Source organism: Enterococcus sp. DIV0167, assembly GCF_050541555.1.
Classification (GTDB): Bacteria; Bacillota; Bacilli; order Lactobacillales; family Enterococcaceae; genus Enterococcus; species Enterococcus faecalis.
In genome coordinates, this window is record NZ_CP172933.1 from 1,339,385 (window position 1) to 1,353,749 (window position 14,365).

Consider the following 14,365-nt stretch of genomic DNA (forward strand, 5'->3'; position numbering starts at 1 on the left):
TGTACTATAATGAGGGCTAGATGTAAAGATTTTGAAAAGAGGTACTTATTTTATGGTCGTTGATTTGAAAATGTTAGCTATGATTTTTATCATTAATTTTGCGTATATTACCTTAAATACTATTCGTTTTATGTTAACGATGAAAGGTTATCGGGTTATTGCACCGCTGGTTAGTATGGCTGAAATAACAATTTATGTCTTAGGGCTAAGTATGGTTCTGAATCGGTTAGACAATCCTTTAAATTTACTTGTTTATGCGCTTGGTTACGCTGTTGGCATTAGTGTAGGAATTAAAATCGAAGACTATTTGGCCTTGGGTTATATTATGGTATCGGTTATCCTCCCTTCTACTACTGAACAATTTCATTTACCAGAAACACTTCGTGAACACGGCTATGGTGTTACGCAAAGTGTCGCCTACGGACGCGAAGGAGAACGAATGGTTTTAGAAATCCTTTCCCCAAGAAAAAACGAACGTACATTGTACAAATTAATCAATCAATTAGAGCCGAGAGCATTTATCATTTCCTATGAGCCTAAGTTCATTTCTGGTGGTTTTTGGACGAAAAAAGTTCGCAAAAGAAATGACGCCATTTCTCACTAAGAAGCGGCGTCATTTCTTGTTATTGATTTTTAGTTTACATAATAATATTATCGTAACTTTAATTTATTCTAAGATAACTTAGAGAGTTCGTACCTAGTTGCTCAATCAATTGTTGCATAAAAACTAAGCGTTCGATGGCCGATCGGTTAGCAATTTTTTCATAATAAAATGCTAGAATATCCGACTGTGCTTCTAAAGGCTCGGCTTGTTCCGTTGCTACTGGTAAAAGGAGTTTTAAGTGGTCCTGGTCAATCGCAATCACTTGGGTCAGGTGCAAACTTTCTTGAAAAATATTAGGCACAGTACTGACTTTTCGGCCTCGCAGAGCTTGTTTAATGACTCTTCTCGCTTGCGAAAGATAGTATTCAGGATTTACGTCCCCTAGCAAGTCATATAAAGCGCTGAAGGCTTCTGGCAAGGATTGCTCTTTGCCCAAGTAATCAAAATAACGAGGCATTGTTGGAACCTCTGTCTTTTCTTTTTCAAGCGTAATTATAGATAGTTGTGCCGAGGCCAATCTTTGTTTTTGATAAAATGAGGGGCCACCGCTCACGCCAAAAAAATAGTCTTCCTCTTCTGGAAACACTTGTGGCCAAAAAGATTCAGCTAGCCAAAATAATTGCTCTGTTACAGTTCCTTTAAACTTAGGAAGTTCGTCTTCAGCCAAGGTCAAACTCGCAACTTCAGCTGCCGTATAAATAGGAAAATTCAAACGATATTGACGATTTTCCCGAATGATTAACTGACAATCAATCATTTCTGATAAAAATTGTTCTAACTTGGCTTCTGTTGCAAAGGCCGCTTTTAATTGTCTTAAAATGATTCTTTCTTCCCGATGTTCATACATAAAAGTAACAAGAGGGAAAAAAAGTGATTGGTTGAGCAAATGATTGTATTGTTTCGTTTGTTGCGGAGAATGATAGTAAATTGCTAAATCATTCATGTTAACGCCCCTTTACTAGTGAAGCGCCTAAGCAACAAGGAATTTATCGCGTTGCTTAGGCGCTTACGGTTTTAGTTAAAGACTTCTGTTAATTGTGGTACTACTTGTTTTTTACGAGAAACAACGCCGGGTAAGAACGCACGATTGTTAACTAATGTTACATTGAACGCTGCTTCAATTTTGGCTTGTTCCGCACCAATCGCTAATAATTCAGAATCACTGTCTAGGATATTCGTAATAATTAAGACAAACAAGTCATAATTATTGGCTGCATTTTCTGCGGCCATAGCTGCTTCTAATTCAGCTTGACGATCTAAAACTTCTGCTAAGTCGACGGTATTTACTTGGGCAACGCGAACTGTTTTGCCGTTCATTGGGAAGCTCTTAGCATCTAAATCTAAAAGAACTTCAGCTGATTTATCGCTTAAGTTTGTTCCTGCTTTTAATAAGTCAAGACCATAGCCTTCTAAATTGATTTCAGCAATATCAGCTAGGGCGTGCGCTGCATCGATGTCTTCTTGTGTGCAAGTTGGTGATTTAAATAATAATGTATCAGAAATAATCGCTGAGACCATCATACCAGCAATTTGAGCTGGAATTGTCACGTTATTTTCTTTAAACATTTTATAGATGATTGTACTGGTACACCCTACTGGTTCTGCACGATAATACAATGGATCTGCTGTTTCGAAGTTGGCAATCCGGTGATGATCCACTACTGCTAAAATGTTTACTTCAGCGATATCTGAAATGCTTTGTTGGAATTCGTTATGATCCACTAACATGACTTGGTTTGTTTCGCTAGCTGCTTCAGTGACAACACGTGGTGCTTCAATATTGAAGTAATCTAAGGCATATTGAGTTTCTTCACTTGGTGTTCCTAAAGCGACAGCTTCTGTCTCTTTTCCTAATTCTTTTTGTAAGTAAGCAAAACTAATTGCTGCTCCGATAGCATCTGTATCAGGATTTTGGTGTCCAAAAACTAAAATTTTTGACATAATACACACTCCTTGGTTTTGATTCACTCTTAATGATAACAAAAAATAGAAAAGAAACAACAAAAAAATTGTCTTCTTTTCTATTTTTTCGTTTGTTAACGTGCTAGATAACCTTGATAGTCCTCGACATGTAGTAGTTTTTTCGCATTTTCAACACGGTCATTTTTAGGAGGCTCAATTCCTTCTAATGGATAAGGAATACCTAGTTCTTCCCATTTGTACTTGCCCATCGTATGGTAAGGAAGCACTTCAACTTTATCTACATTGTTTAATGTTTTTATGAAGGCATCCAGACGGATTAAATATTCGTCGTAATCACTACGTTGAGGCACCAATACGTGGCGAATCCAAACAGGTTTGTCAATTTCAGATAAATAGGTAGCCATCTCTAAAATATTATCATTTGATTGCGTTGTTAACAGTTTATGCTGCTCGTTATCAATATGTTTGATGTCGAATAAGAGTAAATCTGTGTACTTCATCAATTCATCAAATTGACTAATGAAGGGTTCTTCCCGAGTAAAAGGTTTGCCACACGTATCTAAGGTTGTATGAATGCCTTGTGCTTTGGCTTTTTTAAATAAATCGATTAAAAAGTCCATTTGCAATAGCGGCTCGCCACCACTGACAGTGATACCACCCTTTTCGCCCCAATAAGAGCGAAAACGTAATGCTTCCTCTAATACTTCGTCAGTCGTCACCACACGACCACCGGAACCAATTTTCCAAGTATCTGGATTATGACAGAATTGACATCTCATGCGACACCCTTGTGTAAATACGATAAAACGGACACCTGGGCCATCAACGGTACCAAAATTTTCTGTTGAATGAATTCTACCTGTAACTGGTGTTGTCATAATGATCCCTCTTCTTTCAAACGAAAAGGATGACACGTTAAATGTCACCCTTTCAGTTAAATAATGTAAATGTTTTTTATAGTCTGTCGTGTGAAGTTCTTGAAATAACGTCTGCTTGTTGTTCAGGAGTTAAGTCACGGAATTTCACGGCATATCCAGATACACGGATAGTTAAGTTTGGATATTTTTCTGGATGTGCTTGTGCATCTAATAATAATTCGTTTGTAAATACGTTTACGTTTAAGTGGTAACCACCTTTATCGAAGTAGCCATCTAATACGTTACGTAAGTTGTTAATTCTTGTGTCGTCGTCTTTACCTAAACCATTAGGGTTGATGGTTTGTGTATTAGAAATACCATCTAAAGCGATTGTATATTCTAAACGAGCTGTTGAGTTTAATGAAGCTAACAAGCCATTTTTCTCACCTAAGAATTTACCGTCTTGATAACTTGGGTTCGCACCTGGTGCAAGAGGTTTGCCGGCACGACGTCCGTCAGGCGTGTTCCCTGTTGCTTTACCATAAACAACGTTTGAAGTGATTGTTAATAATGAAGTCGTTGGTTTAGAGTTACGGTATGTGTGTTGACGTTTAATTTGTGTCATAAAGTAATCTAAAATCCAGTTAGCCATTGCATCGGCTTCTTCGTTATCATTTCCGTATGTTGGGAATTCTTTTGTTGGTACATAATCAATTGCCATACCATCTTCGTCACGGATTACTTCTACTTCACCGTGTTTAATTGCCATGATACTATCAGTCGCATGAGAGATTCCGGCAATACCAGTTGCGAATGTCCGTTGTAAATCAGTATCCATTAAAGCTAATTGTGGTGCTTCATATGCATATTTATCATGCATGTAATGAATAATGTTTAATGTGTTAACATACAATTCAGCTAACCAGTCTAAGATGTCTTTATAGCGTTCCATGAATTCATGGTAATCTAATTTGTCACCAGTCATTGGACGATATTTTGGTGCTACTTGCATTTTAGTTTTTTCGTCGACCCCGCCGTTAATTGCATAAAGAACAGCTTTCGCTAAGTTCGCACGAGCGCCGAAGAATTGCATATCTTTACCCATAACTGTTGCAGAAACACAACATGCGATTGCACAGTCGTCAGAACCCCAGTTTTCACGTAATAAGTCATCGTTTTCAAATTGGATAGATGAGCTTTCTTTCGCGATTTTAGCTGCATATGTTCTGAAGCCTTCTGGTAAGTGAGAAGAATACAATACAGTTAAGTTCGGTTCTGGAGATGGTCCCATGTTTGTTAATGTGTGTAAGATACGGAAGTCATTTTTGGTAACTAATGAACGACCGTCAATACCCATACCAGCAATAGATAATGTTGCCCAAATTGGATAACCAGAGAATAATTGGTTGTATTCTGGTGTACGTGCAAATTTAACCATACGTAATTTCATGATTAAATGGTCAATCATTTCTTGTGCTTCAAATTCAGTGATTAAACCAGCTTCTAAGTCACGTTGGATATAGATATCTAAGAATGCTGAGATACGACCAATTGACATTGCCGCACCATTTTGAGATTTAATGGCACCTAGGTAACCAAAGTATAACCATTGGATTGCTTCTTGCGCATTTGCAGCAGGACGAGAAATATCGAAACCATAAGAAGCAGCCATTTGTTTTAAGTCATTTAACGCACGGTATTGTTCAGAAATTTCTTCACGTAAGCGAATAACATCGTCTGTCATTTCTTTGTTACCAGTGTTATCATGATCTTTTTTCTTTTGTTCCATTAAGTAGTCGATACCGTATAATGCGATACGACGATAGTCACCGATAATACGGCCACGGCCATAAGCATCTGGAAGACCAGTAATGATTTTGTTTTTACGTGCTAAACGCATTTCAGCTGTGTAGGCATCAAAAACACCTTGGTTATGTGTTTTTCTGTATTCTGTGAAGATTTTTGTCATTTCTTCGTCAGTTTCATAACCATTTGAAACTAAGGCATTGTTCGCCATTTTAATACCACCGAATGGCATAAATGCTTGTTTTAATGGTACATCTGTTTGTAAACCGACAATTTTTTCTTCTTCTTTGATTAAGTAACCAGGTTCATGTGACGTAATAGTTGCTGGGATATCGCTATCCATGTCATAAACGCCATTTTTTTCATGTTGGATTTCAAATAACTCTTGTAGTTTTGTCCATAATTTGTCAGTGCTCGGAGCGATTGGTTCTAAGAAACTGTCGTCGCCTTTGTACTCTGTGTAGTTGTTTTGAATAAAATCACGAGTGTCAACGCTTGTTCTCCATTTGTCGCCTTTAAAGCCTTCCCATTGTTTCATGAAGTGTTTGCCTCCTTAGTTAACTGCTACTTGATTGTATGTAACAGCTTTATGTGATTAGTATAACACATAACCTTTTAGATGCAAGCGTTTTTTTATTATTTATTGCACTTTCTTAATAAATAAATGGGGAGCAAAGATTATAAACGCTGATATATAAACATTTATACTTGTGAAAATAAGAACGATTTATAGTTGTTATCACTTGTGAAAAATGTACTTCTGTATTAAAAACAGCAGGCATCTGTATTAATACAGATGCCTGCTGTGGAGATATTTATAACACAGTTTAGTTTGTTTGTTCTTCTTCAATCACTGCAGAATGCATCTCGTGGACTTCCATTACTTGGCCATCTTTTAGTTCATCGATGACAAAGGAACCGTTGGATGTTCGTTCACTGATTGGATAGTTTTTCGACTGAATAACTTCTTGTGTGCCTTTTTGCGTAGTAACTAATAAATCTAAATCGGTACTTTCAGACATAAAGACAACACGATGTGGATTTTTCTTCAATTCCCGTAAGACCATTAATCCACGTTTTGCTCGTCCTAATTGTGTTAATTCTTGGGCTAACATACGTTTAACACCGCCACGTTGGGTAACGATGACAATCGGTGTATCCCCTTCAGAATGAACCAGTAAACCATTAACGACATAATCGTCTTCTTTGAGGTTCATTGATTTAACTCCAGCCGCTTTACTACCCACGACTGGTACTTCATATAATGGATAACGTAAGCCAAAACCGCGATTGCTAACGAGGAAAACATCCAATAAGTCTTGATCATTTGTTAAATAAACATTGGTAATTTCATCTTGGTCTGATTTTAATTTCATACAAGATGTCGGGCGGCTCTTATACGTGCGCCAAGGCTCAAAATCAGCCATTTTGGTTTGTTTAATCATGCCAGCTTTTGTAATGAAAACAAAGGTTTTTGTCGGACTTAACTCTTTATAAGGATATACAGCAATAATCGATTCATCGATAGCAAGATTTAAAATGGTTTGAGAAATATGTTCGCCAATTTCTTTCCAGCGTAAATCTGGCAACTCATGGACGGGGCGATAGATCATATTCCCTTTATTTGTTACTAGTAAAAGATGATCTAATGTATTGACTTCGCCAGCATATAGTAAAAAGTCGCCTTCTTTCATGCCGATTTCTTCTGGTTTTGATGCTGTATAAGAACGAATACTACTCCGCTTGATATAGCCTTCGTGCGTCACGGTTACGACCACGTCTTCCTGCGCAACTAACACGGCTGTTTCAATCTTGATTTCTTGGATTTCCTCTTCAATTTGAGTTAAGCGTGGATTACCATATTGCTTTTTAACTTCGCGAAGTTCTTTTTTCATGACTGAGAATAGTTCTTTTTCATTGTTTAAAATATTCAATAACTCAGCAATTTGTTGTTCTAAAGTTTTCGCTTCTTCTTGTAAATCAGTAATATCCGTATTGGTTAAACGGTATAGCTGTAAAGTAACGATTGCTTCAGCTTGTTCTTCAGTAAACGCATAGTCGGATACTAAGTTCTTCTTCGCATCTTTTTTATCTTTACTGCCACGGATTGTTGCAATCACTTTATCTAAGATAGACAATGCTTTAATTAAACCAGCAACAATGTGCTCACGTTTGCGAGCTTTGTCCAACTCAAATTGACAACGGTTAATGATAACTGATTTGCGGTGCGTAATGTAACTTTCTAAAATCCGTTTTAGTCCCACTTGTTGCGGGGTCATGTTGTCAATGGCTACCATGTTAAAGTTGTAATTGATTTGCAATTCAGTGTTTTTAAATAGATAATTTAAAATACCTTCTGCATTGACATCTTTTTTTAGTTCAACAACAATTTGCAAGCCAGTTCTGTCACTTTCGTCACGAACTTCGGCAATGCCGTCTACTTTTTTATTTAAACGGATTTCATCCATCTTCTTCACTAGCGTTGCTTTGTTGACTTCATAAGGAATTTCAGAAATGACAATTTGTTGTTTGCCGCCTTTTAAGGGCTCAATCTTTGTCTTCGCACGTAAAATTACTTTACCACGGCCGGTTTCGTAGGCTTTTTTAATTTCTGCTTTTCCTTGTAGGATCCCACCTGTTGGGAAATCTGGTCCTGGAATGTATTCCATTAATTTCTCTAAACTTGCATTAGGATGATCAATTAAATACACAGTTCCATCAATAATTTCCGCTAAATTATGCGTAGGAATTTCTGTTGCATAGCCTGCTGAAATCCCCGTTGAGCCGTTTACCAATAAATTAGGATATTTGGCTGGTAAAACAGTGGGTTCTTTTTCTGTATCGTCAAAATTCCAGACGAAATCGACGGTATTTTTGTCGATATCTTTTAACAACTCACCACTTAACTGTGATAAACGAGCTTCTGTATAACGCATCGCCGCTGGTGGGTCGCCATCCATACTTCCGTTGTTTCCGTGCATTTCAATTAGTACTTCCCGTAATTTCCAGTCTTGACTTAGACGGACCATCGCTTCATAAATACTACTGTCGCCATGGGGATGATAATTCCCCATAATGTTTCCGACAGATTTTGCTGATTTACGAAAGCCTTTATCAAAGGTATTGCCGTCTTTATTCATTGAAAAGAGAATGCGGCGTTGTACTGGTTTTAGCCCATCTCGAATATCTGGTAGGGCCCGTTCTTGAATGATGTATTTGGAATATCTTCCAAAACGATCGCCCATTACTTCTTCAAGGGTTAATTCTTGAACTTCTTGGCGTTTTTCCAAAATTGTCACTCCCTACTCTATGTCAAACAAACTGATTTCAGTGTCATCGGTTTGTTCTGCTTCTTTTGTTTTTTCCGCATCTAAAAGACTTTCTCCTGTTGGTGCAGAAGTGTCTTCTTCTGAACGATCTAAAATACTGCCATCTTCTTCCAACGTAAATTGAACATGTTGCTCAATCCATTTTCGACGAGGTTCGACTTTGTCGCCCATTAATGTGGTCACACGGCGTTCTGCTTGAGCTGCATCATCAATCCGAACACGAATTAAGGTTCTAGTTTCAGGATCCATCGTTGTTTCCCAAAGTTGTTCTGCATTCATTTCCCCCAGACCTTTATAGCGTTGGAGCATATAGCCTTTACCAACTTTATCAATCACTTCTGCCAATTCACCATCGGTCCAAGCATACTCAATGACTGATTTTTTTCCAGTTCCTTTAGAAACTTTATAAAGAGGTGGTAAGGCAATATAGACTTTGCCGGCTTCAATTAATGGTTTCATATAACGATAGAAGAACGTTAATAGCAACACTTGAATATGGGCACCATCGGTATCCGCATCGGTCATGATGATGATTTTATCATAATTACAATCTTCAATTGAAAATTCAGGACCAACGCCTGCGCCAATCGTATAGATCATAGTATTGATTTCTTCGTTTTTCAAGATGTCTTGCATTTTCGCTTTTTCCGTATTAATGACTTTTCCTCGTAGCGGTAAAATGGCTTGAAATTTCCGGTCGCGTCCTTGTTTTGCTGAGCCACCAGCCGAGTCTCCTTCGACAAGATATAGTTCATTTTTCTTAGGATTTCTAGATTGAGCCGGTGTTAATTTTCCAGAAAGTAACGATTCACCTTTTTTCCGTTTTTTACCGTTCCGGCTTTCTTCACGAGCTTTGCGAGCCGCTTCGCGGGCTTCACGGGCTTTAATCGCTTTCCGAATTAATGATTGACTCATTTCACTGTTTTCTTGTAAATAGAAGCCCATTTGTTCGCCTACGACGTTATCGACAACGGTTCTTGCTAAAGGTGTGCCTAATTTCCCTTTGGTTTGACCCTCGAACTGTAGTAAGTTTTCTGGTACTCGAATTGAAAGGACAGCTGCTAAGCCTTCACGGAAGTCGCTACCTTCTAAATTTTTATCTTTTTCTTTTAATAGTCCTACTTTACGTGCATATTCATTGTACGCCTTCGTCATTGACGTTTTCATACCGACTTCGTGGGTACCGCCATCTTTTGTGCGGACATTGTTAACGAAAGATAAAACATTTTCAGAATAGCCATCGTTGTATTGGTAAGCTAATTCAACTTCAATACCTTCTTTGGCTCCTGAAAAATAAACAACGGGTGTTAATGTATCTTTTTCTTCATTTAGATAGGCAACAAATTCTTTAATGCCTTCTTCGTAGTGGAAGACTTCTTCTTTGGGTTCTTCCCCACGTTCATCCGTTAAAGTAATTTTGACGCCTTTTAATAAGAAAGCTGATTCTCTCAAACGTTCTGCTAAAATTTCGTAAGAAAAATTTGTCGTAGAGAAAATGGTGTCGTCAGGTAAAAAAGTAACAGAGGTACCGTTGCGTTTTTTTGTTTTGCCGATTTTTTTTAAGGTACCAACTGGTTTACCGCCGTCCTCAAATCGTTCCATGTATTCAACGCCATCACGAACAATATGAACTTCTAACCACTTAGATAAGGCATTAACAACACTGGCACCCACCCCATGGAGTCCGCCTGAAGTTTTATAGCCACCTTGGCCAAACTTACCACCCGCATGTAAGACAGTAAAAATGACTTCTACTGTTGGGATACCAGAAGCATGCATCCCTGTTGGCATTCCGCGGCCAGAGTCTGCAACACAAATACTATTATCTTTTTGGATAGTTACGTTGATTTCATTCCCGTAGCCAGATAACGCTTCATCGACTGCATTATCGACAATTTCATAGACTAAGTGATGGAGTCCACGGCTATCGGTTGAACCGATATACATACCAGGTCTTTTCCTCACTGCTTCCAATCCTTCTAGGACTTGGATAGAGGCATCATTGTACTCATTGTTAATTTTTTTAGCCAAAGAAAAAACTCCTTATACTTAGATTCTCGTTTAGTTAATAAGCGTACATTAACTATTTCTTAAAGAATTAGAAGAAGAGTGAGCCGGTTTCTTGCGTTTTCCGTTCGCTCCTTCTAAAACCATCATTACAATAATACTCTATCTGGGTCAAAAAAAAAAGAGCTTTCCGTTCAGGACGCTCTTTCTTTATAAAATTACACGTGTTTATTCAGCATCTGCCATTTTTGCCAATTCAATTTTAATACAACGGTCCATAATAACTTGACGACCTTCATTTAATAACAAGTTCGCTGCCTCTTCGTTTTCCAAACCTAGTTGGGCCCAAAAGACAGGCGCTTCTGTTTTCAATGTTTCTGCGGCCACTTCTGGCAAAAATTCACTCCGCCGAAAGACGTCAACAATATCAATCTTTTCAGGAATCTCTGTTAATGTCCCATAAACCGTTTCGCCAAGCACCGTTTCACCTTTTAAAACTGGATTGACAGGTAACACACGATAGCCATGTTGCTGTAAAATTTCCGCAATTTTGTAACTCGTGCGGTCGGGCTTGTTACTCAAACCAACCACCGCAATATTTTTTGCTTGTTTTAAAATATCAAAAATTTGATTTTGACTTGGATTCTCAAATGTCATTCACTCAACCCCTTTTTTCGTTCTTATTTATTATAACGCTGAGTAAAGGGTTTTGGCAAAATTATTCTCTGACTGCCGGTAAAATAATTATTGGCTTTGCCAATCTGCTGGATAAGTCACGTAGACAAAGCGGGCATCACCCGTCACTGAAAATTGAATTTTGCTACTTTTCGGGATTAAAATAATTTCACCGGCTGTTGCAGAAATTTTACGTCCGTCAATCAGTATATCCAGTTGTCCTGAAATAATATAATCAATTTCATCGTATTCTAGTGTCCAATCGAAGGTGGTATCTTTCATCACCATTAAACCGCAACCAAGGCGCGGGCTTTCTTCTAAAGAAAACAGATCTTTTGTGTAAACAATGTCTGCTGGGTTGCCTGTATCTAAGCGATCGTCTTCTGTTACGTCAATTTCGGGTAATTTGATGGACATAATTCCACTTGGATCCACTTGTTTAGTCGGCATTAATTTTTCTGTGACAATTTGTCGAACAAGCGTTTCAATCATTTCACGATTTAATTCTGTCATATTTACACCTCATTATTTCACTTCTGTTTCGGGTTTCCCTAGCATTCGATTTGCCATAAAGATAGCCACAAAAATGGCGGTAATCCCTCCAACTAATTTTCCAACAATCATTGGAAAAATCATTTCTTTTGCTACGCCTGCAGTAAAACCAAGGTGGTCACCTAAAACGAAAGAAGCCGAAACAGCAAAAGCGATATTAATAATTTTTCCTCGATTATCCATGTCTTTTAACATTTGGAACATGGGAATATTGTTAGCTAATGTAGCAACCATTCCTGCAGCCGCTACTTCATTCATTCCTAAAACTTTTCCTAGTTTCATCAATGGTTTATTAAAGACTTTCGTAATCACAGCGACTAAACAGAAAGCGCCAGCTAAAGTTAAAGCAATCCCGCCAACGACTTCAATTCCTTCAGTAACTGGTGCAATACCAGGAATCACTGTAATTCCTAATAATAGTTGAATCGCCCCCACAACTAAACCAAAGATAGCGACAATCACTACGCCTTGACCAAAAATTTGGAAGCCTTTAATCATGCCTTTTGGCGCTAACCATAAACCTAAAATAATTAAAGCGGCAACAATAATAATTGGAATTAAGTTAGGAATAATCAATGACAATGGCATGCCAGCTGTTAAACCGCCTGCTAATAAACCAAAAGGAATTGTAATAATCCCGCTCAAAACACCTGTTGCTAAGAATTGTTGGTCATCTTTTTGGATAATGCCAAGCGCTACTGGAATTGTAAAGACTAACGTTGGCCCCATCATTGCACCTAAGATTGCCCCCGCAAATAAACCAGCTTGTGGATCATTGGCTAATTGTTGCGCTAACGCAAAGCCGCCCATATCATTAGCCAATAAGGTTGTGGCAAACATTGCTGGATCAGCCCCTAGTAATTCATAGACAGGAACGACAATCGGGCTTAAAAGATTGGCTAAGACAGGCGCTAAAGTGATAATCCCTACCATAGAAAGCGCTAGAGAACCCATAGCCATAATCCCTTCCTCAAATTGCTCCCCTAAACCTAGTTTGTTGCCAATACATTTATCGATTCCTCCAATAATCATGAAAAGAACCATAATATACATAATAATTTCATTAATGCTCATGTCTCGTCCTCCCTATTCTTCCTCTGTAGAATCAATGACACCAACAATCATTGCATCAATTGGGACATTCGGATCTTCTGCCGAAATACGGGCAGCATTGCCTTGACTAATTAACACTTTGTCCCCGACACCAGCTCCAGCGTTGTCAGCAGCAATTAAAAATCCTTGCTTTTCGTCCTCTTGATTCAAAATATCAACCATCATAAATTTCCAGCCATTTAATTTTTCATCTTTTCTTGTTGACCAAAGGCTACCAGTCACTTTTCCTAAAAGCATCGTTTTTCCTCCTTACGTCAGCAATTGATGTTTCCTAGCATAATCTTTCGCTAACGGGGTTAAATAGGCGTTTTTACTTAAAGAAACACCTGATTCTGTCATTCTTATCAATTGTTTTTCAGTAATGTAGGTTCGTTTGGTCTCAGCCAAAGAACGAAGTTGTTTTTGACAGGCCGCCTGAAACACAGCGTAATTTTCTGAATCATGATAAAAAATCAGCCCAAACTGTTGGCACATGTCCACGTTTTCCTGAATCGTTTGTTTCAAACGATACTTCAATCGTGAATTTTTAGTCACTGAAGGTATTGGGGTTAAAACCAATACCGGCTTACCTTCAAATAAGAATGCTAAGATGTTTTTGACTAATTCATCCGTTTCCTGTAAATGCGCAATCGCGTTTACTTGGGAAATCGTTAGCCTCTTTACAACCAAACCTCGTGCTAGCTTCTGCTCCTTGGTTACCCAATTTACATCAGGAAAACGAACAAACATTTCTTCAGGAAATGCTTCTTTTGCTTCTGCTAAAGCCACTGAATAAGACGACGACAGCAATTGTTGGCAAATTCGATCAGTAATCTGTTGAATCAAATTTTCCATTTCAGAAACGTTCATTGTCCTTCCTCCTTTTACTTAAGAATATAGCCACGAGCTCCTTTGGTTAAGCCGCAAGCGTTGGCTTCATCGTAGTCAATATGCATGTACGTTGCAAATCGCGGACTGATTCGCACAACTACATCATCAAAGATTAACGGACGTGTGCCTTCCACTTTGACTTGCACAATTTGGCTATTGCTTACTTTATTTTTCAAGGCGTCTTCGGGTGTCATGTGAATATGACGTTTGGCAACAATTAAGCCGTGACTTAATGTCACAACTGCTGATCCGTTCATCAGCGTGACACCTGGTGTCCCTTCTGTCTTGCCACTCTCTCTAACTGGGGCGTTAATTCCTAAAATACGTGTATCCGTCATAGAAACTTCAACTTGTGATTCGCTACGTTCAGGGCCTAAAATAACCACATTTTGAAAAAGTCCTTTAGGTCCAGCAACCGTAATTCGTTCTTTACAAACGAACTGTCCAGGTTGTGATAAATCTTTCACTTTTGTTAGTTGATATCCTGGTCCAAATAATGCATCAATCTCTTGACGAGACAAATGAACATGTCGGCCAGAAGCTTCAACTTCAAAAGTATTTTGTTGTTGTTGCTGAATTCGTTTAACAACTTCTTCAACAATTTCATTCATTGAATCCAATTTGTTCAT

General features: G+C 38.3%; 13 protein-coding genes. 1 reads left to right on the forward strand and 12 read right to left on the reverse strand.

Annotated features, from left to right (window positions below):
• The first annotated feature begins 52 nt into the window (after positions 1–52).
• A complete protein-coding gene (locus IGM09_RS06525) occupies positions 53–604 on the forward strand; it encodes a DUF2179 domain-containing protein (protein ID WP_002361848.1) in 552 nt (183 codons plus the stop codon).
• Positions 605–662: 58 nt separating this feature from the next.
• Here the strand turns inward: IGM09_RS06525 and IGM09_RS06530 are convergent, their stop codons facing one another.
• The 12 genes from IGM09_RS06530 to eutD all read right to left on the reverse strand — a co-directional run bounded on the left by IGM09_RS06530 (position 663) and on the right by eutD (position 14,365).
• On the reverse strand, positions 663–1,547 hold the full coding sequence (locus tag IGM09_RS06530; protein ID WP_033624978.1) for a DUF1803 domain-containing protein: 885 nt from the start codon (positions 1,545–1,547) through the stop codon (positions 663–665).
• Between the two features lie 71 nt (positions 1,548–1,618).
• On the reverse strand, positions 1,619–2,545 hold the full coding sequence (locus IGM09_RS06535) for a manganese-dependent inorganic pyrophosphatase (protein WP_002360265.1): 927 nt from the start codon (positions 2,543–2,545) through the stop codon (positions 1,619–1,621).
• Positions 2,546–2,640: 95 nt separating this feature from the next.
• Positions 2,641–3,405, reverse strand: a complete 765-nt coding sequence (pflA, locus tag IGM09_RS06540; RefSeq protein ID WP_002357530.1) for a pyruvate formate-lyase-activating protein — start codon at positions 3,403–3,405, stop codon at positions 2,641–2,643.
• A 76-nt stretch (positions 3,406–3,481) separates the two neighbouring features.
• A complete protein-coding gene (gene pflB / locus IGM09_RS06545) occupies positions 3,482–5,728 on the reverse strand; it encodes a formate C-acetyltransferase (RefSeq protein ID WP_002357529.1) in 2,247 nt (748 codons plus the stop codon).
• Between the two features lie 289 nt (positions 5,729–6,017).
• Entirely contained in the window at positions 6,018–8,480 is a 2,463-nt protein-coding gene (gene parC, locus IGM09_RS06550) for a DNA topoisomerase IV subunit A (RefSeq protein ID WP_010713383.1), read from the reverse strand.
• 12 nt (positions 8,481–8,492) lie between these two features.
• Positions 8,493–10,550 (reverse strand): DNA topoisomerase IV subunit B, encoded by a 2,058-nt coding sequence (parE, locus tag IGM09_RS06555; RefSeq protein WP_002381887.1) that lies wholly within the window; start codon positions 10,548–10,550, stop codon positions 8,493–8,495.
• A 204-nt stretch (positions 10,551–10,754) separates the two neighbouring features.
• Positions 10,755–11,183, reverse strand: a complete 429-nt coding sequence (locus IGM09_RS06560; protein WP_002365680.1) for a CoA-binding protein — start codon at positions 11,181–11,183, stop codon at positions 10,755–10,757.
• A gap of 87 nt (positions 11,184–11,270) precedes the next feature.
• A complete protein-coding gene (locus tag IGM09_RS06565; protein WP_002357522.1) occupies positions 11,271–11,714 on the reverse strand; it encodes an ethanolamine utilization protein EutQ in 444 nt (147 codons plus the stop codon).
• Positions 11,715–11,726: 12 nt separating this feature from the next.
• On the reverse strand, positions 11,727–12,827 hold the full coding sequence (eutH, locus tag IGM09_RS06570; RefSeq protein ID WP_002357520.1) for an ethanolamine utilization protein EutH: 1,101 nt from the start codon (positions 12,825–12,827) through the stop codon (positions 11,727–11,729).
• Positions 12,828–12,839: 12 nt separating this feature from the next.
• Positions 12,840–13,103, reverse strand: a complete 264-nt coding sequence (locus IGM09_RS06575) for a EutN/CcmL family microcompartment protein (RefSeq protein WP_002357519.1) — start codon at positions 13,101–13,103, stop codon at positions 12,840–12,842.
• A 12-nt stretch (positions 13,104–13,115) separates the two neighbouring features.
• Positions 13,116–13,715: a TIGR02536 family ethanolamine utilization protein gene (locus IGM09_RS06580; RefSeq protein ID WP_002357517.1), complete on the reverse strand. Its 600-nt coding sequence runs from the start codon at positions 13,713–13,715 to the stop codon at positions 13,116–13,118.
• A gap of 14 nt (positions 13,716–13,729) precedes the next feature.
• Entirely contained in the window at positions 13,730–14,365 is a 636-nt protein-coding gene (gene eutD, locus IGM09_RS06585; protein ID WP_002357516.1) for an ethanolamine utilization phosphate acetyltransferase EutD, read from the reverse strand.